Annotated in this window: 14 protein-coding genes and 1 tRNA gene; 4 read left to right on the top strand and 11 right to left on the bottom strand. The window is 58.0% G+C overall.

Annotated features, from left to right (window positions below; translation table 11 throughout):
• Positions 1–22 precede the first annotated feature (22 nt).
• Positions 23–991 (bottom strand): glucokinase, encoded by a 969-nt coding sequence (gene glk, locus M2367_RS02065; protein ID WP_259235623.1) that lies wholly within the window; start codon positions 989–991, stop codon positions 23–25.
• 347 nt (positions 992–1,338) lie between these two features.
• Here glk and M2367_RS02060 point away from each other — a divergent pair, with 347 nt between their 5' ends.
• Both M2367_RS02060 and pyk read left to right on the top strand, forming a co-directional pair.
• Positions 1,339–2,196 (top strand): MurR/RpiR family transcriptional regulator, encoded by an 858-nt coding sequence (locus M2367_RS02060; RefSeq protein ID WP_042040590.1) that lies wholly within the window; start codon positions 1,339–1,341, stop codon positions 2,194–2,196.
• Positions 2,197–2,345: 149 nt separating this feature from the next.
• Positions 2,346–3,785 (top strand): pyruvate kinase, encoded by a 1,440-nt coding sequence (gene pyk, locus M2367_RS02055; RefSeq protein WP_042040591.1) that lies wholly within the window; start codon positions 2,346–2,348, stop codon positions 3,783–3,785.
• A gap of 87 nt (positions 3,786–3,872) precedes the next feature.
• Here pyk and M2367_RS02050 read toward each other — a convergent pair whose 3' ends face one another.
• The 4 genes from M2367_RS02050 to M2367_RS02035 all read right to left on the bottom strand — a co-directional run bounded on the left by M2367_RS02050 (position 3,873) and on the right by M2367_RS02035 (position 11,201).
• The gene (locus M2367_RS02050) at positions 3,873–4,916 is read right to left on the bottom strand and encodes an efflux RND transporter periplasmic adaptor subunit (RefSeq protein ID WP_259235622.1); all 1,044 of its coding nucleotides are present in this window, start codon (positions 4,914–4,916) and stop codon (positions 3,873–3,875) included.
• 31 nt (positions 4,917–4,947) lie between these two features.
• A complete protein-coding gene (locus M2367_RS02045) occupies positions 4,948–8,010 on the bottom strand; it encodes an efflux RND transporter permease subunit (protein ID WP_259235621.1) in 3,063 nt (1,020 codons plus the stop codon).
• Positions 8,011–8,176: 166 nt separating this feature from the next.
• Entirely contained in the window at positions 8,177–10,501 is a 2,325-nt protein-coding gene (locus M2367_RS02040) for an acyl-CoA dehydrogenase (RefSeq protein WP_042040595.1), read from the bottom strand.
• A 46-nt stretch (positions 10,502–10,547) separates the two neighbouring features.
• The gene (locus M2367_RS02035; protein WP_259235620.1) at positions 10,548–11,201 is read right to left on the bottom strand and encodes a TetR/AcrR family transcriptional regulator; all 654 of its coding nucleotides are present in this window, start codon (positions 11,199–11,201) and stop codon (positions 10,548–10,550) included.
• A gap of 490 nt (positions 11,202–11,691) precedes the next feature.
• On the opposite strand from M2367_RS02035, the gene M2367_RS02030 reads away from it, so the two are divergent.
• Together M2367_RS02030 and M2367_RS02025 are read left to right on the top strand one after the other, a co-directional pair.
• Entirely contained in the window at positions 11,692–12,432 is a 741-nt protein-coding gene (locus M2367_RS02030; protein WP_042040597.1) for a phosphatase, read from the top strand.
• A 99-nt stretch (positions 12,433–12,531) separates the two neighbouring features.
• Positions 12,532–12,607: transfer RNA gene (locus M2367_RS02025), tRNA-Thr, on the top strand.
• A gap of 604 nt (positions 12,608–13,211) precedes the next feature.
• Here the strand turns inward: M2367_RS02025 and M2367_RS02020 are convergent.
• From M2367_RS02020 to M2367_RS01995, 6 genes are all read right to left on the bottom strand, one after another.
• Positions 13,212–13,640 carry a type VII toxin-antitoxin system HepT family RNase toxin gene (locus M2367_RS02020; RefSeq protein ID WP_259235619.1) on the bottom strand — a complete coding sequence of 143 codons (429 nt, stop codon included), beginning with the start codon at positions 13,638–13,640 and terminating at the stop codon, positions 13,212–13,214.
• A gap of 2 nt (positions 13,641–13,642) precedes the next feature.
• Positions 13,643–14,077 carry a type VII toxin-antitoxin system MntA family adenylyltransferase antitoxin gene (locus M2367_RS02015; protein ID WP_259235618.1) on the bottom strand — a complete coding sequence of 145 codons (435 nt, stop codon included), beginning with the start codon at positions 14,075–14,077 and terminating at the stop codon, positions 13,643–13,645.
• A gap of 159 nt (positions 14,078–14,236) precedes the next feature.
• Positions 14,237–15,625, bottom strand: coding sequence for a restriction endonuclease subunit S (locus tag M2367_RS02010; protein WP_259235617.1), 1,389 nt, complete (start codon positions 15,623–15,625; stop codon positions 14,237–14,239).
• Positions 15,622–17,310, bottom strand: coding sequence for a type I restriction-modification system subunit M (locus M2367_RS02005; protein WP_259235616.1), 1,689 nt, complete (start codon positions 17,308–17,310; stop codon positions 15,622–15,624). Before M2367_RS02005 ends, M2367_RS02010 begins: the two co-directional genes overlap by 4 nt.
• 100 nt (positions 17,311–17,410) lie before the next feature.
• The gene (gene hsdR / locus M2367_RS02000; RefSeq protein ID WP_259235615.1) at positions 17,411–20,944 is read right to left on the bottom strand and encodes a type I restriction-modification system endonuclease; all 3,534 of its coding nucleotides are present in this window, start codon (positions 20,942–20,944) and stop codon (positions 17,411–17,413) included.
• 2 nt (positions 20,945–20,946) lie between these two features.
• Positions 20,947–21,885, bottom strand: a complete 939-nt coding sequence (locus M2367_RS01995; RefSeq protein ID WP_259235614.1) for a restriction endonuclease — start codon at positions 21,883–21,885, stop codon at positions 20,947–20,949.
• Between the last annotated feature and the right edge of the window lie 324 nt (positions 21,886–22,209).

Below are 22,209 nucleotides of genomic sequence, written 5' to 3'. Positions count from 1 at the left end.
GCCAGGCTTAATTGGGGCTGAATCAGAGCGCTATCCCCATGGCCTGACGCAGATAGGCCCCCGCCCCGAGCAGACCCGGTCCCTGATGGGTGATGAGGAAGACCGGGATCTCCTTGAGATAGGGCTTGAACCGCCCCTTGTCTTCGAAGGCCACCCGAAAACCCGAGGCGAGGAAGAACGCCTGGAAGCGCGGCACTATGCCGCCAGCAATATAGACGCCGCCGAATGTGCCCATGTTGAGCGCCAGATTGCCCGCGAAACGCCCCATCAAGACGCAGAACAGGCTCAGGGTGCGGCGGCAATCGAGGCAGTCACCCGCCAGCGCCCGCTCTGTGATGTCTTTTGGCGCCAACTCGGCAGGCTCGCGACCATCGGACTTGACCAGACCACGGTAGAGATTCACCAGCCCGGGACCTGAGAGGAAGCGCTCGGCCGAGACATGACCCAGCTCGGCGCGCATCACCTGCAACACCGCATCCTCTTCTTCCGTGTTGGCGGCAAAGTCCGTGTGTCCCCCCTCTCCCGGCAGGCTCAACCACTGTCCCGCCGCCTGCACAAGATGCGCGACCCCAAGGCCGGTGCCCGCACCATAGATGGCCACCGGCTTGCCAGTCTGAGCCTGGCCGCCACCGAGCTGGATCCTGTCATCTTCGCCAAGCACCGGCACGGCCATGGAGACGGCGGTGAAGTCATTGATCACCAGCAGACGAGCCAGACCCAGATCGGCCTGCATCTGGGCAATGGAGAACTCCCAACTGTGGTTGGTCATCGCCACCCAGTCGCCATTGACCGGGCAGGCGATGGCGATGCACGCCTCGCTCACCGACACCTGATGTTCGGCGAGATAGAGGCGGATCACCGCCTCGAGGGAGGGGTGCTCCAATCCGGAATAGGTCTTGGGCAAGGTGATGGTGCCCGAGCTCAATTCACACAAGGCAAGCCTGGCGTTGGTGCCGCCCACATCGCCAACCAGGGCATGGGTATGCTGCATAATCACTCCTTCGTTCCTTCGTTAAGGGCCCGGCAGTGCTGACACCCGAGCTTATTATTTGGCTGGGATTCTACCCGAGGCGCTCCTTTACGAGGGGAGTTGGACACCACAAACGTGCGCGGGCTCACAGTGTTGTTGCTTTGCAACATTTGTAAGCGGTTTCAAAGGGGTTCTGGAAATTTGTAACCAAAATAACGAAATAATTAGACATGAGTCATACTTTACAGGGCCGAGATTAGTGCCGATAAGCGCTTGTCTTGTATAGTCCTTGGCGTAATTGGAAACCTTTTTAGCCCTCTATTTAGTGCAAAGACACTGAAGCTAAATTACAAGAAAGCCTGGTGGTAATGATGAATACCCTCGATAAGATTACGAACAATCTGGAAAGTTTCAGTAAGTCGGAGCGCAAAGTCGCCGAGGTGATCCTCGCCTCTCCCCAGACGGCCATTCACTCCAGCATCGCCGCCCTCGCCAAGCTGGCCGATGTCAGCGAGCCCACGGTCAACCGCTTCTGTCGTCGTCTCGATACCAAGGGTTTCCCGGACTTCAAGCTGCACCTGGCCCAGAGCCTGGCCAATGGCACCCCCTATGTGAATCGCCACGTGGAGGCCGAAGATGGCCCCGAGATTTACACCGCCAAGATCTTCGAGTCCACCATGGCCTGTCTGGATGCGGCCAAGAACAGCCTGGATATCTCCGCCATCAATCGCTGCGTCGATATCCTGACCCAATCCAAGAAGATCAGTTTCTTCGGCCTGGGGGCCTCCTCCGCCGTGGCCCGGGATGCCCAGAACAAGTTTTTCCGCTTCAATATCCCGGTGGTGAGCTTCGATGACATCGTCATGATGCGCATGAGCTGCATCAACAGCAGCGAAGGGGATGTGGTAGTGCTCATCTCCCACACCGGTCGCACCAAGGCCCTGGTCGAGATCGCCGCCCTGGCCCGCGAGAATGATGCCACCGTCATCGGCATGACCGCCAAGGACTCTCCCCTGGCCCGGGAGTGCAACCTGGTGCTCTCCATGGATGTACCGGAAGACACCGACGTCTACATGCCCATGGCATCGCGCATTGCCCAGCTCGCCCTGGTGGACGTGCTGGCCACCGGTTTTACCCTGCGCCGTGGCATGAAATTTCGCGAAAACCTGAAGAAGGTCAAAGAAGGTCTTCGCGAATCCCGCTTTGATACACCGCACTCTGCCTGAGTCGATGGGGGCCCTGTGCCCCCACTAGGTGTACCCGCCGCCATTCTGTAGTATTGTCATTTAGCAACAATATCCCCTCAGATGGCGTTTGGGCCTCTGCCCGCCGGGACAGTATTTCAAGTCATATCAACTTCAAACTGGAGTCTTTCATGCCAAGACGTACAAAGATTGTGACCACACTCGGTCCTGCTACCGACCGCGAAGGCATCCTCGAGGGGATCATCCGCGCCGGTGCCGACATGGTGCGAATGAATTTCTCTCACGGCAGTGCAGAAGACCATATCCAGCGGGCCGAACAGGTTCGCGCCATCGCCGCCAAGCTGGGCCGCCATGTCGCCATCATGGGGGATCTGCAGGGGCCCAAGATCCGAGTCTCCACCTTTAAAGATGGCAAGATCTACCTGGCCATCGGCGACAGCTTCATCCTGGATGCCGCCCTCGGCAAGGGTGATGGTTGCCAGGAGCAGGTTGGTATCGACTACAAGAGCCTGCCCGATGACGTGGTGGCAGGCGATGTATTGCTGCTCGACGATGGTCGGGTACAGCTCAAGGTTGAGCGCGTGGCAGGCAGCCGCATCCACACCACGGTCACCGTGGCCGGCCCGCTCTCCAATAACAAGGGCATCAACAAGCAGGGGGGTGGCCTCTCGGCCCCGGCCCTGACCGACAAAGACAAGGAAGACATCAAGACCGCCGCCCGCATGAACGTGGACTACCTGGCCGTCTCCTTCCCCCGCTGCGGCGATGACCTGCGCTATGCCCGCGAACTGGCCCGTGAAGCCGGCTCCAACGCCAAGATAGTCGCCAAGGTCGAGCGCGCCGAAACCGTCGCCACCGATGAGGCGATGGAAGACATCATCCTCGGCTCCGACGCCGTCATGGTGGCGCGGGGCGATCTCGGGGTCGAGATTGGCGATCCCGAGCTGGTCGGGGTACAGAAGAAGCTGATCCGTCACTCCCGTCGCCTCAATCGCATCGTCATCACCGCCACCCAGATGATGGAGTCCATGATCAACGCCCCGCTGCCGACCCGCGCCGAGGTGATGGACGTGGCCAACGCCGTGCTCGATGGCACAGATGCCGTCATGCTCTCCGCCGAGACCGCCGCCGGCCAGTTCCCCATCGAGACGGTCACCTCCATGGCCAGCGTCTGCGTGGGCGCCGAGAAGCATCCCAGCATCAATGTCTCCAACCATCGCATGAACTACACCTTCACCTCGGTGGAAGAGGCGGTGGCCATGTCGACCATGTATGCCGCCAACCACCTGGAAGGGGTGCAGGCCATCGTCGCGCTGACCGAATCGGGCACCACGCCGCTGTTGATGTCGCGCATCAGCTCCGGCCTGCCGATCTTCGCCATGTCTCCCCACGCCAAGACCCTCTCCTGGACCAATCTCTACCGCGGCGTCACCCCGGTACTGTTCGATGCCGATGAGAGCCGCCCCGTCTACGAGGTGTGCCGCGAGGCCCTGGAAGTGCTCAAGGCCAAGGGACTGCTCAAGAGCGGCGACATGGTGTTGCTGACCCATGGCGACAAGATGGAAACCGTGGGCAGTACCAACACCTGCAAGGTGATGATGGTCGAATAATTGCCGCCATCATGATGAAAAACGGCTCCCGAGGGAGCCGTTTTTGTGGCTGCCAGCCAGCAAACCGAGACCTCAAAAGAGAGCACCTCAACTGCCGCGATAGAGTTCGACCTTGTCGCCATCGCTCAGGGTCCCGGCACCGCGCACCACGACCCTGTCCCCCTGTTTAAGATCGCCACTGATGGCGACCTGGTGCTCGTCGCCAAACAAAATGGTGACCGGCACCCGACTCACCGTCAGGGCATCCCCCTCCCCCAAGACCCGATAGACCACGCTGCCCTGGGTATTGAGCACCAGGGCATCCCGGGGCAGCAACATGGTCTGCTGCTCCCCCATGGGCAGCGCGACCCGTACCGGCGCCCCTATGATGTAGTGGCCCTGACTCGGCTTGAGCCGCAGCTCGATGAGCCGGGAGCTGGGATCGGCGCTCGCCGCCCGCTGGTAATAGGTCGCCTCGCCCCGCAGCGCCCCTCCCTCGACCTTGAGCGTCGTCTGGGGGGCCAGACGCAGGGCCCAGTCGATGGGGGCCTGCAACCGGATATCCGGGGCATCCGGGTTGACCAGCTCCAGCGCCCTCTCCCCCGCATCCACGTGCTCACCTGGCTGAATGAAGTGACTGTTGACCACCCCGGCAAAGGGGGCATAAATATGGCTGCGGCGGATCTGCTCCTCTATCTGGCGCGCCGCTATGCTCGCCAGCTGCAACGCCAAATTGGCCTGTTCCACCTCGAGTCGCGCCTTGTCGAACTGGCTGAGGGAGGCATTGTTCTGCTTGCGCAGCTTGTCTTGGCGCTCGAACTCCGCCTTGGCAAAACGCAGGCTGCTGGCCCACTTGGCCTGCTCGGCGCGGGCCTGCTCGAGGGAGAGACGCAGCGCCGCGGCGTCGAGGCGCAGCAACTCCTGCCCCGCCTCGACCCGGCTGCCAAAGTCGGCTATCCACTCGACCCGACCACTGAACTCGGCGCTGAGTTCCGCCTGCTGACGACTCGCGACAGTGCCGCTGACCCAGAGACTGGCTCCGGCCTCCCCTTGTGTCACCTCGGCCAGGGTGACCGACTTTGCCCAGAGTGGCAGGCTGGCCATCAGGGCCAGCCCGGCAATGATCTTGTTCACATTCCTCTCCTTATCCATGGATCCGAGTCTCATCATGTCCAACCTCGCATCAGGCCCGCTGACGCAGCGCAACCCTGACCGGCGTCTGCTCTCCCAGTCGCAGGAAGGCAGGCAGCAATATCAACGTAAACAAGGTACTGCAGCTCATGCCGCCGACGATGACGGTGGCCAGCCCCCGATAAATTTCACTGCCTGCACTCGGGCTCAGCATCAGGGGCAACATGCCGAAGATGCTGGTCAGACTGGTCATGGCGATAGGGCGCATCCGGCTCTGCAGCGCATCCGCCACCGCCGCACCGCGATCCAATCCCTCGCGCTCGGCCGTGCGGGTCTGATGCACCAGCAAGATGGCATTGTTGACCACCAGCCCCAGCAGGATGACGAAGCCGATGAGGGTGAGCAGATCCATCGGCAACGGTACTACCAACCCGCTCAGCTTGAGGGCCACCACGCCACCGACGGTGGCGAGCGGCAGGGTCAGCAGCACCAGCAAAGCATCCCTGACCGAGGCAAACAGCCCCCAGAGCAGCACCAGCAGTATCACCAGCGCAAACAGAAAGATGCTGCCCAGGTTGCCGAGGGCCTGTTGCAGGCTGTCGGCATTGCCCACTACCCGCAGCTCGCCCCCGGCCGGCAGCTCGGGCCGGATACGGGCGAAGCTCTTGCCCTTGAGGGTATCGAGCACCTGCTCCATGCTCATCCCCTCCGGTGGGGTGATATGCAGGCTCAGGCTACGACGACCGTCGGCACGAAAGATGCCGGAGGGACCCATGTCATGGTCGACCTTCAGCAGCTCCCCCAGGGGGACTATGCCCCCCCTGGGGGTGGCCAGGGGCACCGCTTTCAGATCGTCCGGATTGCCCGAGGTCTGCCCCATCAGCAGGATGTCGAAACGCTCATCCCCATCAAAATACTCGCCGACCCGCAGGCCATCTCCGAAGGTCTGAATGATGGTCGGCATGGGGCCGCGATCCCAACCCACCTCGGCGAGGCGCCGGTCTTGCGGCACCAGCCGCAGCTCGGGGGCCGTGAAATCCAGGGAGGGCTCGGGTCGCACCTGGGCGCCCGGCAAGTCTTGTTTGACTATCTCCATGGCCGTGCGCGCCGCCCGATAGAGTGCAGGCAGGGATCCGCCCTGGAGCAACAGCTCGACCCCGTTCTCGCTGTCGAAGCCGCCAAACAGCGAGCCCTGGCCACCGAAGGCCCGGGTATCGGGGATGCCCTGCAGCAGATCCTTCATCAGCAGGGTTTCCAGCTCCTTGATGCGATCATCGTCCCTGGCCCGCACCCCAATCTGGGCTCCACCCGGGTAGCGCATGATGTAGTAGTTCTTGAGCGCCGGTTCCTTGACTCCTCTCATGTAAGGGTCGAGACGGGCGATCAGGGTATCGATCACCTCCTCGCGCTGGGCCTTGAGATTGACGCCGGGGGTAAAACTCATCCAGACATCGATAGCGTCACGCTTCACATCCGGCAGGTAGTTCATCTTGGGCAGCAGGGCCCAGGTCGCCAGCACAGGCAGGCTCATCATGGTAAGGATGATGGCCCAGCGCCGCGCCGGGGTGCGCGTCCAGTGGATGATGCGCATCGTGGCCCTGTGCCAATGGCCTGCATAGGGATCTGTCAATCGGTCTTGCCCCATCCAGCGCGAGGCCACGGCCGGCAGCACGGAGACCGCCACCAGCATGGAGACGGTCACGGCGCAGGCAATGGTCAGCGCCAGATCCGCAAACAGCTGGCCTTCGACATCATTGAGCAGCAAGACCGGCAGGAAGATGGCGACTGTGGTCAGGGTCGAGGCCACCAGTGCCGCCCACACCTGGCGGGTGCCCGCCAACGCCGCCCCCGCCTTGTCGATGTCCCCCCGCTCATGGCGCCGGTAGATACTCTCCAGCACCACAATGGCGGCATCGAGCACCATGCCCACCGCGAAGGCTATCCCGGCCAGAGAGATGACGTTGAGGGTCCTGTCCATCAGCTTGAGCAGGCAGAGGGTCAACATGATGCTGATGGGAATGGCGAGGGCTATCATCAGGGTCGCCTTGAGCTGGCGCAGAAAGACCCAGAGGATGGCGCAGGAGAGCAGTACCCCCAGCCCCAGGTTGGCGGTGACCATGTGGATGGCGCGATTGATATAGAGGGAGGCATCGAATGATTGCTCCATGTGCAGCCCGGCGGGTTCGAGCACCTCGCGGTTGAGATCCGCCACCCTGGCCTTGATCGCCTCAAGGGCCGCCAGGGCATTGGCACCATTCTCCTTGAAGATCTGGGCTGAAATAGCCTGGTTGCCATTCTGGATCCGCAGCACGGGGGACGTCTCCCGGGTCAGCCGCACCTCGGCCACATCGCGCAGATAAATGGGCAGGCCATCGCGCCAGTCCACCACCTTGTCCCCCAGGGTCTCGACATCGTAGCGACCCGCGAAGCGCAGCTTGTATTCCCAGCGCCCTATGTCCAGGGTACCGGCGGAGACGTCCCAGCCGGTCGCCGCCCGGCTCGCCAGCACGGGGATCTCCACCCCCAGCTCGGCGGCGCGATAGGGATCGAAGCGGATCTGGAGCTGGCGGGCATTGATGCCGTCTATCTCCACGGTAGAGACCCCGGGGATACGCTCCAGCTCAGGCTTGACCCTGGATTCGATCAGCGGCTGCTGATCATCGATGGTTCCCTTGGCCCCCGGCAGTTGCTGAATGAAGAAGAAGGTGAGGGTGTCGTTGCTGCTGTAGTTGTTGAGATAGGGACCATCTATGTTGTCCGGCAGACTGGAGACCCGGTTCAGGCGGGAGATGATCTCCAGCTGAACCCGCTGCATGTCGGTGCCGATGGCAAACTCCAGATCCATCTCGACGAAACCGGGGTAACTGTTGCTGGTCAGGCTCTTGAGGCCCTGCACCCCTTGCAGCTCCTGCTCGATGGGATCGGTTATCTCGGACTCCATCTCCTGGGGCGAGGCCGAGCGCCAGGAGACAGAGATGTTGAGATGGGGCCTGTCTATGTCGGGAAATAGCTGTACCGGCAGGCTGCGAATACTGAGCAGTCCTGCCAAAAAGATGAGCACGACCGAGACCGCCACCCAAATGGGGCGTTCGATCGCCGTCTTGGCGAGATTCATTTCATCTTCCCTGATTTTGTTGTTATCGACCCGCTCCGCGGGCCTGCTTCCTGCCCCAAGGGTTAGGGGGCAAATCATTAAACTGGAAATCCAATTAATTGTAAATGCTCGAAATACCAACAAAAAAACCGGCCATCAAGGCCGGTTGAAACAGTAGGAAAAGATCTTATGCCGCGTCGTCGACCCGGGCTGCCTGCCCCATGGACTCGAGTTCACCGGGGGCAAAGTTGTCAACCTGGATGGCCTCGTAACGCAGGGCATCGGCGGCCAGCAACTGGTCTGCCTCAGCCTGGGTCAGAATGGACTGGGCCAGGGCCGAACTCACCAGATCGGCAATCGCCAGCTTGCGGGGCAGACGCTTCTCTTTCTGAGCCTGGGCGATCTTCTTCTCCAGAGGTTGTACCGCTACCATGGCCAGGAAGGCACGCTCCATCTGACCGACGGCATCCTGCTCATCCTTGCCTACGTAGCACAAGGCGGTGAGACGATCCCGGAACTCGCCCGGCTTCATCATGGCCTGGCAGATTGAGTGACAACGGTCATCGGCGGGCATCTGATAATGAATGCCGAACGGGAAGACCACCCGCTTGAGCAGGGCGCCGACGACCTTGTTCGGGAAGTTCTGGAAGAAGCCATCAAACGCCTTGCCGATAAGGTGCAAGTTACGCTCCAGGGCATACTGGACGAAGGGCAGATCCGATACCATGCGCCCCTGATCCTCATAGTGCTTGAGGGTCGAGGAGGCCAGGTAGAGGTGGCTCAACACATCCCCCAGGCGGGCCGAGATCATCTCCTTGCGCTTGAGATCGCCACCCAGCATCAACATGGAGATGTCGGCACACAGGGCCAGCCCCTTACTCATGCGCGACAGCTGCTGATAATAGCGCGCCGTCTCGCCACCCACGGGAGCACTGTTGAAGCGACCCAGGGTCAACCCCTGACCGAGGGCACCGAAGAAGTTGCCCGCCCCGAAGGCCAGATGCTTCATCAGCAGACCATCGAATTTCTCGAGACCACGTTCGCTATCTGGATCCGCCGCCGCTTCCATCTCGCCGAAGACATAGGGGTGGCAGCGCGTGGCGCCCTGACCGAAGATCATCAGGTTGCGGGTCAGTATGTTGGCCCCCTCCACCGTGATGGCGACCGGTATGCCCATGTAGGCGTAACCCGTGTAGTTCTTCGGACCGAGCTGGATGGCACGGCCGGCATGGATGTCCATGGAGTCATCCATGATCTGGCGCGCCATCTCCGTCATGTGGTACTTGGAAATGGCGGTGACGATGGCCGGAGCCTGCCCCAGATCCAGTGAACCGGCGGTCATGCGACGGGCCCCTTCCAGTTGATAGGTCAGGCCGCCGATGCGCGCCATGGCCTCTTGTACCCCTTCGAACTTGCCGATGGACATGCCGAACTGCTTGCGCACATAGGCGTAGGCACTGACGGTGCGGCTCGCCATGTGACCGCAGGCGGTGCCCAGGGCTGGCAAGGAGATGCCACGCCCGGCGGAGAGACACTCGACCAGCATGCGCCAGCCGCGGCCCGCGTAATCCTGCCCGCCGATGATCCAGTCAATGGGGATGAACACATCTTTACCGAAGGTGGGGCCATTGAGGAACGCCAGCCCCATGGGGTAGTGGCGATCGCCGACTCGCACCCCGGGATGACTGGTCGGGATCAGGGCGCAGGTGATGCCCAGCTCTTCTTTGTCACCCAGCAGTTTTTCCGGATCGTAGAGCTTGAACGCCAGCCCCAGCACGGTGGCGCGCGGCGCCAGTGTGATGTAACGCTTGTTCCAGTTGAGGCGAATACCGAGCACTTCCTCCCCCTTGTAGAGCCCCTTGCAGATGATCCCCTTGTCCGGGATGGCACCGGCATCGGAGCCGGCTTCCGGTCCGGTCAGGGCGAAGCAGGGCACGTCTTTGCCATTGGCCAGACTCGGCAGCCAGAAGTCCTTCTGGGCCTGGGTGCCGTAGTGCATCAACAGCTCGCCCGGCCCCAGGGAGTTGGGCACCATGACGGTGACCGCCACGCTCAGGCTCTTGGTGGCGATACGGGTGACTATGGTGGAGTTGGCAATGGCCGAAAACTCGCGACCACCGTAGGATCTTGGGATGATGAGCGCGAAGAACCCCTCCTTCTTCAGATAATCCCAGACCGCTTCGGGCAGATCCTTGGTTTCGTTGACTATCTTGAAGTCGTCAATCATGGCGAGCAGGGTCTCGACCTGATTGTCGATGAAGCTCTGCTCATCGGCATTCAGGGTCGGCTTGCCGTAGCCATGCAGTTTCTTCCAGTCCGGGTTGCCACGAAACAACTCGCCATCCCACCAGACGGAGCCCGCTTCCATGGCCTCGCGTTCGGTGGCCGACAGCGGCGGTAATATCTTCTTGAAGATGCCAAAGACCGGACGGGTCACCAGCTTCTTACGGATAGCCGGGACGCCGAGCACTACCGCAACGGCCACCAGCAGCAGGACAAGCAATGTGATCATGGTTCAGTTCCCTCTCTTTCACAGTTCCGTTAACTTATTGTTTTGATTAGACAGCCAGGGATAACCTGGTCGACTCCACGGGCGCACCGACACCGGCAGCCAGGTAAGGAATAACGTTGCGCACCAGCGCTTCCACATCGAGGCACTGACCAAAATCGGCCTGAGCTATGTCGCGCAGGGCATCGGCAGAGGCCATGGTGAAGACCACGGTGCCCAGGGTGAAGTGCAGTCGCCAGAACAAGTCTGCCGGGGTCAGCTCGGGATTGGCCTTTGAAATCGCCAGGGTGATCCTTTGCAGCACGTCACCATAGTGAGTGGTGATGAAGCGGCGAAGGTGACCCTGGCTATCGATATAGCCACGGCCCAGCAACTGCATGAAAATCGCCGGCCCCTGAGGACGTACCGCAACCAGCTTCATCAAGGGACTGACGAAGCTCTCAAACACCGGCAGCAGGGTGAGCTCATCCTGTTCAATGAGGGCTCTCAGCTTGGCATCCAGCTCTGGCATAAACAGGGAGAGATAGCGGTCCAGCACCGCCTGGATCAGCTCCTTCTTGGAGCCGAAGTGATAGTTCACCGAGGCCAGATTGACGTCGGCCTCACTGGTGATCAGACGCAAAGAGGTATCAGCGAATCCCCGCTCGGCAAACAACACCTCGGCAGCATCGAGAATACGGTTCTTGGTATCAATCTTGCTCACAGCACACCTCACTTAAACGAATGTTTAAAAAGTACGTTTCACGGCCTGAGGTGTCAAGAGAATGTGAATGGAGGTTAGGGAAATGTTTTATTAAAAAACTTTGAACTTTGACCAAAGAACGCACTCTATATCTATGCCACTGCAATTAAACATTAAGTCTCGCCCAACCAGCCCCGTGCTGATTGGGCATTTTTTTATGGTGCAGCCCATGGTTCAGTGGCAACGACTGGCTTGAAAGGGAAAAAAAGATAAAAAAAACCGCCGCAGAGCGACGGTGGGGAAAGGGAGGTTGCGTCGTCCTGACCCAACCCATCGATGGAAGTTCAGGCTGCACATCGATGGTCACATGCTACCCAATAGTCTTGGGCAAACTTTGTCAGAGTGACAAGCATTTGTGACAAAGTATGACAGGCCCCCATCGTGGCCCCATACCGCTCTTTTTGCTATGCTGGCGCTCCACCACCCGGCTCTGAACATCGAGGGGAACGCCATGAAGTACACAGTCGACACCCATACCCACACGGTCGCCAGCACCCACGCCTACAGCACCATTCACGATTACCTGCCCATTGCCAAGGCCAAGGGGATCAAGCTGTTCGCCACCACGGATCATGGCCCGGATATGGCCGATGCCCCTCACTTCTGGCACTTCGTGAACCTGCATGTGTTACCACGGGTCGTAGACGGAGTCGGCATACTGAGAGGCATAGAGGCCAACATCAAGAATCTGGACGGAGAGATAGATTTCCCCGAGCGCTACGAATCCCGACTCGACATGATCATGGCCGGCTTCCATGAGCCCGTGTTTCCCCCGTGCGATCGGGCGACCCATACCCAGGCGATGATCAATGCCATCAAGAGCGGTCGGGTCGACATGATAAGCCACCCGGGCAACCCCGCTTTCCCCATCGACATCCAGGCCGTGGTAAAGGCCGCCGCCGAATACAGGGTCGCGCTGGAGGTCAACAACTCCTCCTTTAGCCACTCCCGGGCTGGCAGTGAAGATAACTGTCGCGCCATCGTAGAAGCCGCGCGGGATCTGGGAGCCTATCTCACCTTCGGCTCCGACTCCCATGTCGCCTTCAGCGTCGGCGACTTTGAGCATTGCCAGCGCCTGGTGACCGAAACGGGCTTCCCCGAGGAGCGGATCCTGGCGCGCTCCCCTCGTGCTCTGCTCAGTTTCCTCGAGAGTCGTGGCCGGGCCCACATACCGGAATTTGCCGATCTCTGAACAAGCAGTCAGTCACCATCGGCTAACACCATGAGCGGGCTTGAAAAACGGACATTCCTCGATTGACTTGCCAATCCGTTTTTCGGAATCTAGGGGCAAGCCGGTATAGCTCAGCTGGTAGAGCAGCGCATTCGTAATGCGAAGGTCAGGAGTTCGATTCCCCTTATCGGCACCATTAAAAACAGTGGCTTATGATTTACACATGGCTGGCACACTGTAGGTTTTCGTCTTGGGTACCACATGGGGTACCACATTTGGCACGCGGTAGGAACTAACTTTTCTCCCGAAGGTTCTTCCTAACGGCGGGTGCCACATTATCTCAATGTATTGTCTTAGTCGGGTAAGGCTGTGTTCATGAAGGAAAGTGTTACAACACCAACGTAACCCATCTGAACCCCAGCCACCTTTGGCGGCCAAGACATCAAGGGAGATAAAACATGTTGTTCTTTACGGCATAAACTAAGCCATAACAACTAAACAATTGAAAAAAAGGAACTTTCATTTTTTATGGAAGTGCTTTTTTAGTTTTAGACCCACATTTGAACCCACACCTACTCAACTAGACATCATTGTTGATGGCTCCGATGGAGCGATGTTTAATCATGTCTTTGAGCTCATTGCGGTACAGGTATTCCTCTGTTCGCCTTTCTAAGGGTTAATACGCAAGAGAGGACCAACGGCCCTCTCTTGCAATCTCTTTTGTTGGTCAGTGCACACGCATCAACTAGGTCTGATGTCATCAATGCTGCGCATCTTGGGAGGACCCGACAAGGTGCAGCTTAATCCAGATGAGCAGCCAGCCAGTCGAGCCCCTGACTGCCGAAGGTAAACAGCTGGTCGCTATAACCTTGGCCAATCACGCTTCGTATGATCTCGGGGTCGATATTAAGATAGTCGTGCACCAGCGCGTTGCGAAGGCCAATGATCTTGCGCCAGCCGATCAGCGTGTCGGGGGATAGCTCACCACGCTGGGCAAGGATCTCGAATGCCTGATAGGCATCCTGTGGGGTGTATCCCGCCAGCGCTCTGGCCCAGTGTTTGGCCACACCGATACAGGCTTCGATAGAAACTTGCAGAGTGCGCTCGGCGGCGCGGTACTCCAGATTGGAAAGCGCACGCTGCGCCAGAATAGCCCGGATCTCTGACAGCTCGGCCTGATAGCGCGACAGGCTGATGCGCAAAGCGCCGATATAGGCGTTATCGCTCATTTCTACTCCTCTGCATGATGCTTGCTGATATCTGTCTGGCGATGGGAATAACCAAGTTCCATCTGCGACATGATGCGAGCCTCTTCCTGTAAGCGCCGCCCCTCATCACGGCAATAAAGAGGGCTATTGGCTGCGACCACGGCAAAAGCCAGCGGGATCGGGGCCTGATTGATATCGACGACCGAGAGTTTCCCTTCCGCCACCCCCAGAGTGCGTTGCCACTCCAACGCCAGCAGTTCTGGCCGCAACCTGTTCTCCAGCACAACCCCCAGCGGCCCACTCTGTTTGACCGGATCGAACGCCACCGCCAGATCCCAGTCACTGGTGGGCCCTGCCGTCCCCTTGGCACGGGAACCGTAAAGCCAAAGCACCTGCACCTGGGGGCTACTGCTGGCGAGGCGGATCAACTGTTCGAGCGTGTCGCTATCGGATGTCATATTGGGCGCAGCCATCTGGTCAATAGAGGGGTTGGCATCTTGGTGATGATACAAGTAATGGCCGCACGCCAGCAACACAGGGGACAATATGCGCTAGGCATTGCACCGGGTTGATGCCTTGCGGTTGGCCATGTCGCGCTAAGGTGGCGGCGTTGTTCATTACCCCCTGCGGCTCTTGCGCGGTTTGGCAGCGGCCCGCTCGGCCTGGATGCGGGTCAGCAGGGCGGCGGCGCTATTGTCGCCGCTAATCAGCTCCGGGTTGGCGGCGCGCCAGTCGGCGGTCAGCTCGCCACGAAACGCCTTGGCCAAAATGGCCTGGGTCAGCTTATCCACCCGCGCTTTGGCCGCCTTGGCCTGCTGCTCGATCCTATCGGCATAGGCAAATAGCTGTTCCACCCGACGGACGATTTCGGTTTGTTCTTCAATCGGGGGAACAAGTAATGGATAAGATTCCAAATGTTTTTTATTTACACCACTTTGGCCTGCTGTTCTATCTGAACCTGCATTTATATAGTTAAAAAGTTTATAATTCTGCAAAAACCAGTAAAGATACTCTTTATCTAGTAATTCTGGTTTTGGTTCAGCTTTCATCAAAGCAACATTATATGCACCTTCAAGCCCCCTTAATATTTGGAATATAGGGGGGCCATAACGTCCGATCATTACATCATCTTTTGAGACAAACCGTTTTGCTTTTTCCAATGGAATATATACTTTGTATGCATCAGTTTTATAATCTCGTATCTGAATCAATCGAACATATCCAGCCTTGGGTTCATTTAAAAAATCAGATTTTGGTGGTTGACTACCACCAATAATTTTTATCACATCAGAAAAATTAAATTTCAGCCAATGTATAGGTCCTTCAATTTCATGTGACCAAGTATCTGTAACTTCAATGGTTTGATATTTTGAACCACTGTTTGTCAATTTTCCACTCACCGCAGCGGAAAGCACGGATTGGCGGAAACGCTTGATAATATCCGGAATACGGGCCAGACGGGCTTGGGTAGCCTCGACCTGAGCCAACACTTCATCCAATTTTTTAACGATGCAGGTTTGTTCGGCTAGGGGGGCTAGAGGAAAGCGAGTTGACTCGATTATCTTTTTACTAAGTTCAACTTGATTCGTTGAGCCGTTATATAACCCGTTGATATTTCCTTGAGTCTCGGGATGCATTATCCAGTAGAATGCAAATTTTGATTCGACAAGTTTATTTGTACGAACAATTGTTATATGGCTATCCACGACTTTGGCTTTAGACAGCTGAGTCTGATCGATGTGGCATGCTCGACCGATCGTTCCTGTACCAGTTGAATTCCAAAGTATGTCGCCTTCACGAATATACCTCAGCTCATCCCATTTATCCCATTGTTCAGGGTGAACGTACTTCAGATGTTCTTCTTGAATCCCGAACCAGCGCACAGCCTTCTGATTGACTACAGGATATTCACTGAATTCTGCATACTTTGGTCCTTTACCTCTTTGAATGTAATCAGATACATCCTCAAAGTTTGTCTCAACCCACCCCCTCGGCAACTGACTCATGCCTTGGCCTCCTGAGCATTAACCTCAACCTTCTCTTCAAGCCCAAATGCTTCTTCAATCAGCTGCTTTTGTGCTTCAGCCTCATCATTAGCCCCCAATGCCAGCATCAACTGATACAGTTCGCTCATAGCTTCAGTGAGCTCGGTCATGGCTTCACCGACAAGCACTTCAGGCTCGGGTAGGTTTTCGGCGCTGGTGGCTTCCAAATCTTTCAGCCAAGATATATCCAGGCTATCACCTTTTTGGTCGCGAATATAATCGCGGCTGAACTTGCGAAAACGCGCGTTGGCTTTCAGATATTCACGTTCAAACTCGACTTGATTAAAGGCTTGCTCCTTGTCAGCAGCATTTTGCTTAGCCTGTTCGATTGCAGCTAGCTTCTGAGCTTCAAAGTTATCGCCGCCTGCATAAATTGCCCCCAAGGCCTCGTAAACACCTTCAGTTCGTGGTGATTGCCCATTTTTATCGTTGCCATATGCTGCAATAAAGGCATCAAAGTGCTTTTCCGTTAATGGGCGGCGCTTACCAAAGGTGTTCATATTGGTGCGCATATCAAATATCCAGGTTTCCTTGGTGCAGTTTTTGTCTTGCGCCGGATTATCCGGGGTGCCCTTCTGGAAGAAGAGGACGTTAGTTTTGACGCCCTGGGCATAGAAGATGCCGGTGGGCAGACGCAGTATGGTGTGCAGGTTGCATTTGTCCATCAGATCGCGGCGGATCTCGGCGCCCTTGCCCCCTTCAAACAAGACGTTGTCGGGGATCACCACAGCGGCACGGCCACCCGGCTCGAGCGCATCGTAGATATGCTGAATAAAACAGAGCTGCTTGTTACCGGTTGGATGCACAAAGGTGCGGGTGATATTGGTGCTGGCAGCACTACCAAAGGGCGGGTTGGTTAAAATCAGACTGGCTTTGGGCAAGTTTTCACCGGCGCTGCCCAGGGTGTTGCCCAAACGAATCGCCCCGTGTTTTTCATCCCCTTCGATATCGTGCAGCAGGCAGTTCATCAGAGCCAGACGGCGGGTCTCCGGCACCAGCTCGAGGCCGATGAAGGCCTTTTTCATCTGGAAGATCTGGTCCGCCTCATCGAGGTCATCGAGATCCCGGGTGTGGGCCTTGATATAGCGGTCGGCTTCGATCAGAAAGCCAGCCGTCCCGGCGGCGGGATCCTGGATCACCTCGCGGGGCGCGGGCTGCATCACCTGCACGATGGCGTTGATGAGCGGGCGCGGGGTGAAGTATTGACCGGCGCCGGATTTGGTCTCGTTGGCATTTTTCTGCAGCAGCCCCTCATACATGTCGCCGAAGTCGTCGCGGCTCTTGCCCTTTTCCCCGTCGAACCACTCGAGCTTGTCCATGTTGCTGACCAGCTCGCTGAGCTGGGCGGGCTGGGTGATGGTGGTGTTGACGTTCTGGAAGATGGCACGAACGATGGCGTGATCGTCAACCCCGAGCTGAACCAGCATGTTGCGGTAGAAGCGGTGCTGCTCCTGCCCCAGCTTGCTCTTGAGATCGCGCCAGCGGTACCCCTCCGGCAACAGATCTGTCTCCTGTCCGGTCTCTTCGCACATCTTGAGAAACAGCAGGGAGGCGAGTTCGTTGACATAGTTCTGGTAGGAGACGCCGCCGTCGCGCAGGTTGTCGCACAGCTTCCAGAGCTTGGCGACTAGATCGGTGTTGTTCATCGGTATTTCTCGTTGAGCAGGCGGCCCACAGGCCGCCTTGTACAAAGTGAGTGGGGCACCCGTATCAGGCACCACCAAAGTGGGCAGGATTGTACCCGTTTCAGGCTGGCTTATCCCAGATCAGTTGGCTGAACTCGGCGAGCAGTTCATCGAGCTTGTCATCAAAGAGCTGCATCAGCTTGGGTTTGCCGCCCCGGCGGCGGTAGTTGCCCACCTTGAAGGTGTCATCATCGAGTACCACCTTCTCCTTGATGGAGTCGGCCAGCCGATCGAGCCAGGTGAGCTGCTCGCTGTTCCAGTCGTGTTGACCTTTGATGCGGGCCAACGCCCTGTCTACCCGCTCTTCGAACGGCTGCAGGGGGTCGCCGATGGCGGCACGGCGAATATGGCCGACCAGGCGAGCGGCGATATCCTGATTTTTGGCGGCCTTCCACGCGGCGCGCAGGGTCGAATCGTTGTAGTTCTCTTTATCGAACCACTCCTGCAGTTGCAGCAGTGCGCTGCGGGTGAGATCGCGCGGGCGGTTGATGATGGCGTCGATGGCGGCCTGCTCGTTTTGGGAGCGGCTGACCAGCTGGTCGAAGGCATCGAGAAAATCCTCTGCACTGTCGTGATCGCCATAGGCACGGCTCACTTCAATCACTTCATCATCGATATCGCTGAAGATGGGCAGATCCCGCAGCTCGTTGATGGTGCGCTTGAGGTGCTCGAGGCGCGGGATCAGGGTCGGTAGCTGGTTGAACACCTCGGCAGACCAGCTGGGGCCATTGCTGCGCAAGGTGCGGCCCAGCTGGTTGAAATCGCAGCCAGCCGACTCGCGGCAGAGTTCATCGAGGCGCGCCAGCTGTTCGGCCACCTCTTTTGAGCGATCGCGGTTGTAGCTGGCCTGGCTGCTGATGCGCTGCAGCTTGGCCACCAGCTGCTCGTGGCTGTGCTCGGCAAAGCTGCGGCCATCGGCCTCTTTCACCTGATAGGTTTCGGAATCGGTGATCTCGTTGACCAGGGTCTGCAAGGGGACGTCAGGGCGCACCACCACCGGCCGCATGGTATCGACCTGCTCCAGGGTGGCGTAGAGATCGACGGCATCGAAGATGCGAAACGCACTCTTGCCCACCTGGGGGCAGAGACGGGTCGCGCGCCCCTTCATCTGCTCATAGAGGATGCGACTGCGCACTTTGCGCATAAAGACCAGATTGCAGATGCTGGGGATGTCGATACCTGTGGTGAGCAGGTCGACGGTGACCACTATGTTGGGCAGCCGCTCCTTGTTGAAGCGGGTGATCATCGATTGCACCTTGTTGGCGTCCTTGTCGGCGTCACCGGTGATCTTGATGATGGCATCATGTTCCAGCGCCGGAAATTTTGCTTTGAAGGCGGTGCGCAGCTCGTCGACCACGTTGTCGGCATGGTTGTTGTTGACGCAGAAGATCAGGGTCTTCTGATTGCCGGTGGGGTCGAGGTGATTGACCAGCTCCTCGCAGACGACCCGGTTGAAGTTGGAGGCGATCAGCTCACGGTTGAAGTTGGCCACCTCGAAGTTCTGTTCATCTTCGAGGGTATCGTCAATCAGCTCACCCTGATTGCTCAGACGATGTACCTGACTCCCTTTGGCGAAGTAGACCCCCTCCTGGCTGCGGCGAGTGATGATGCGGATGGGCGGCTCCTGATCCACCAGATAGCCGTCGAGTACCGCTTTGCGATAGCTGTAGCGATAGACAGGCTGGCGCGATGGCCCGCCGAAAATATCGATGGTGTGCAGCGCAGGAGTCGCGGTGAGCGCCACCTTGACCGCATCGAAATGGTCGATGATGCGCCGGTAGGCCGAGATGTAGTCGAGTTGGTTGCGAAAGGCCATCTCGCCCTCGGTCTGCTCCTTGTCGAGAATGTAACCCCGGTGTGCTTCGTCGATGATGATGCAGTCGTAGCGGCCAACCGGCATCACCTCATCGCTCTGCAGGGTGCGCTTGACCAGTGACTGAACGGTGGCGACGTGGATCTTGGTGCTGTCTTGTGGGAAACGGTCCGTCAGCCCCTGGATATTGAAGATAGCGTTGAAGGTGTCACCGTTTATCTGGGTATCTTCAAAGGCGCCCAATGCCTGTTTGCCGAGGGATGTTCTGTCGACCAAAAACAGGATGCGGCTGAAGCGTTGCGACTGGATCAGACGAAACATCAGGGCAATGGCGGTACGGGTTTTGCCTGTACCGGTCGCCATCGCCAACAGGATATCTTGCTGACCGGCGATGATTGCCCGTTCGACGGCTTGTACAGCCTCCTCCTGGTAGTAGCGCAACCCCAGTTCGCTCATATCGCTGTGTCTGGCGAACCAAAGGTTGTTGCGCTGGGGATCTTTCTCCAGCATGGCCCGCAGCTCTTCGGGGCGATGCCACTCAGGCAGGGCTCTGGGCATATTGCTCGGGTGGCGTACATCCCGATACCAGATGCCGCTCTTGCTCTTCATGGCGGCGCGATATTCGCGACCATTGGCCGAGAAGCAAAATGGCACCTTGTAGCTCACCGGACTACCAGGCTCATGCCACTGGCGCAGGTAACTGGCATGCATCTCGGTGACCTGAACATGGGTCTGCGCATCGGTGGCTGATGCATAGAGCTCCTCCTTGAGGTGCGCCATATCGAAATATTTGCTGTAGCGGTAAGCTTCCGTGAGCTTGCCCGCCACGTCGATATTGCCCTTCTTGGCTTCAATGATGCCGACAGGAACAAGCCCCGCGAACAACACATAGTCGGCAAAACCACGCTTACCCGTTTCATCTTCAGCCGTGGGCCATTCGGCAATGGCCATATTGCGACCAGCTTGCGGGCGGGTGCCGTTGGCAAATTTGAGATGTTTGGTATCGGCCTCCCAGCCTGCCTTGCGCAACTGGACATCGATAAGGTAGCGACTCTCGCTTTCGCTCAGATCGAGCGAGCGAGCGCTTGCAAATTCCATGACCTGCTTGCGGTAGACTGTGCGTTCGGCAACGCTCAGTTTCTCCAGCTCAGCCTCCCTGGCTGCCAGTTGGGCCTCCAGGGCGGCGATGCGCGCAGCCGTCTGCGCTTCGGTCTCTTGTTGCTTGCCTTCGAGGATGGCGATATAGCCATTGAGCGCTATCAGCTGCTGTTGCTGGGCTGCGCTCTCGGTTGCTGTCTGTTGCTGGGCTAGGCTGCGCTGCTCCAATTCTTGTTTCAGCGCCATCACCTCCTGGTGATAGTCGTGCCGCTCTCCTTGCGGCAGCACAAAGATGGACGCGGAAAAATCATATTGCTTGCTGATCAGGCGGTAGTACCAGACCCCCAAGCGGAAACCGAGTCGCAAGGACATGGCGGCATCATCAAGGTCGTTGTGATAATCATGGACCGCCTTGTTACCGGTTCGGCGCAGGGTATGGAACACCCTCATGATGCCGTCATCGACAAAGCTGATCTTGCCGAGCTCTCTTAGCAGGTCGTGCTGGCTCTCGGTTGGGGGCAGCCCCAACAGCTTGCCAAGGTGTTTGGCGGTTGCTTCGCCGAAGATCCGCATCTTCACCAGGGTGGTATTGGGATCATCCGGATAGTTGTTTTCGGCAGCGCAGGCGATGGCATAGAGGAAGTCGTTGGTGCCTTTGAGAAACTCGAAATTGCTCTTGTCCATGTTCAATCTTCCAGAAAGTAATCCGAATCCAGGGTCTTGATGGCGAAGACCTGACGGGTGGAGACACCCACGTTGTGTTCAATCATCAGGGCAGTGAGACGATTACCGTCTATCAGCACAATCCGCTTCTCAATCTGCCCCACATAGTCTTGCGCCTCACGGCTAAAGCCAGAGGTGGTGATAAAGACCCCTTTCCGGGCTTTGTAGAGGTCGAGCGCCCCGGCGAAGGACTGGATCTCGGGACGGCCCACCGTCCTGTCGGTGTAGCGCTTGGCTTGCAGGTAGATGGAATCGAGCCCTAGCTTGTCTTCCTTGATGATGCCATCGATCCCGCCATCACTGCTGTAGCGGGTGGTATGACCGGCTTCTTGAGCACTGCCGCCATACCCCATGGCGACCATTAAATCGACTACCAGCTGTTCAAAGAAACGAGGGGAAAGCCCAAGGATCTCACCCAGCAGATCATCTGCCAGGGAGCTATTTAGGGCAGCCAGCGCCTGCTCAATCAGCTCTTGCGGTGTGCTGGCTTGCTCGGGTTGTGGCTGCTCTGTCAAGGTCGGCACGGTTTGTGGTGTATCACCCGCACTCACACTGGATACCTGAGTAAAAGCGACAAACTCGTTGAATCCGACCAGATAGCGGTTATCGATGACCTGACCCGATGCCAGCGCCGCCCTACCCCGTTCGCTGATAAGGCAAATGCCCCGCTTGGGTTGCTCGATTAACCCCGCCTTGACCAGATAGGTCTTGGCCCAGCCGACTCTCGATCTCACTGTGGTTTGGCGACCGCTGGGCAGAGTCTCCGCCAGTTGCTCTTGGGTAAAGGCGTAGTGTTGGCAAACCAGCTCAAACACCTCGCGCAGCGGACGGGGGGCACCATCAGCCAATACTTTGAGCACCGCTGGCATCATGGCTTCATAACTGGGCAGGGGTTCTTTCATCGGGAGACCAGAGCAAAATAAAATGGGGCTTATCTTGCCACAGTGCCATAGCTGGAGCCAGTTGGTGTCGAGGATTCTGGCAGCAGCTTAAGAAAAACAAAATAACAAAAACAAAGGGAAGGCCACCGGATATGAGTCCTGCGTCCATAAGCCCTGCGCCGGAGAAGTAGGAGTGAGTGGTGGGATGGAACATGTGCTTTCTCCATGAAAGCCCCTTGCCTCAGGTCACCCGGATGCAAGGGGGGTAATGAGTAGGTTAGGGTTAGGGCGGTGAATTGATGATGGGTTTGCCATTGAGCCGATCCAGCAGATGCAATGAGCCGT

The sequence above is a fragment of the Aeromonas sp. BIGb0445 genome (assembly GCF_024809075.1).
GTDB lineage: Bacteria > Pseudomonadota > Gammaproteobacteria > Enterobacterales > Aeromonadaceae > Aeromonas > Aeromonas rivuli.
This window is presented reverse-complemented; position numbering and strand designations above follow the sequence as displayed.

Excerpts from the sequence above, each read along its gene's own strand:
- glk (WP_259235623.1), bottom strand. The coding sequence starts at position 991 with ATGCAGCATACCCATGCCCTGGTTGGCGATGTGGGCGGCACCAACGCC.
- M2367_RS02010 (WP_259235617.1), bottom strand. The coding sequence starts at position 15,625 with ATGAGTCAGTTGCCGAGGGGGTGGGTTGAGACAAACTTTGAGGATGTA.
- M2367_RS01995 (WP_259235614.1), bottom strand. The coding sequence starts at position 21,885 with ATGAAAGAACCCCTGCCCAGTTATGAAGCCATGATGCCAGCGGTGCTC.
- M2367_RS02040 (WP_042040595.1), bottom strand. The coding sequence starts at position 10,501 with ATGATCACATTGCTTGTCCTGCTGCTGGTGGCCGTTGCGGTAGTGCTC.
- M2367_RS02045 (WP_259235621.1), bottom strand. The coding sequence starts at position 8,010 with ATGAATCTCGCCAAGACGGCGATCGAACGCCCCATTTGGGTGGCGGTC.
- M2367_RS02015 (WP_259235618.1), bottom strand. The coding sequence starts at position 14,077 with ATGACATCCGATAGCGACACGCTCGAACAGTTGATCCGCCTCGCCAGC.
- M2367_RS02060 (WP_042040590.1), top strand. The coding sequence starts at position 1,339 with ATGATGAATACCCTCGATAAGATTACGAACAATCTGGAAAGTTTCAGT.
- M2367_RS02020 (WP_259235619.1), bottom strand. The coding sequence starts at position 13,640 with ATGAGCGATAACGCCTATATCGGCGCTTTGCGCATCAGCCTGTCGCGC.
- M2367_RS02005 (WP_259235616.1), bottom strand. The coding sequence starts at position 17,310 with ATGAACAACACCGATCTAGTCGCCAAGCTCTGGAAGCTGTGCGACAAC.
- M2367_RS02030 (WP_042040597.1), top strand. The coding sequence starts at position 11,692 with ATGAAGTACACAGTCGACACCCATACCCACACGGTCGCCAGCACCCAC.
- M2367_RS02050 (WP_259235622.1), bottom strand. The coding sequence starts at position 4,916 with ATGGATAAGGAGAGGAATGTGAACAAGATCATTGCCGGGCTGGCCCTG.
- pyk (WP_042040591.1), top strand. The coding sequence starts at position 2,346 with ATGCCAAGACGTACAAAGATTGTGACCACACTCGGTCCTGCTACCGAC.
- hsdR (WP_259235615.1), bottom strand. The coding sequence starts at position 20,944 with ATGGACAAGAGCAATTTCGAGTTTCTCAAAGGCACCAACGACTTCCTC.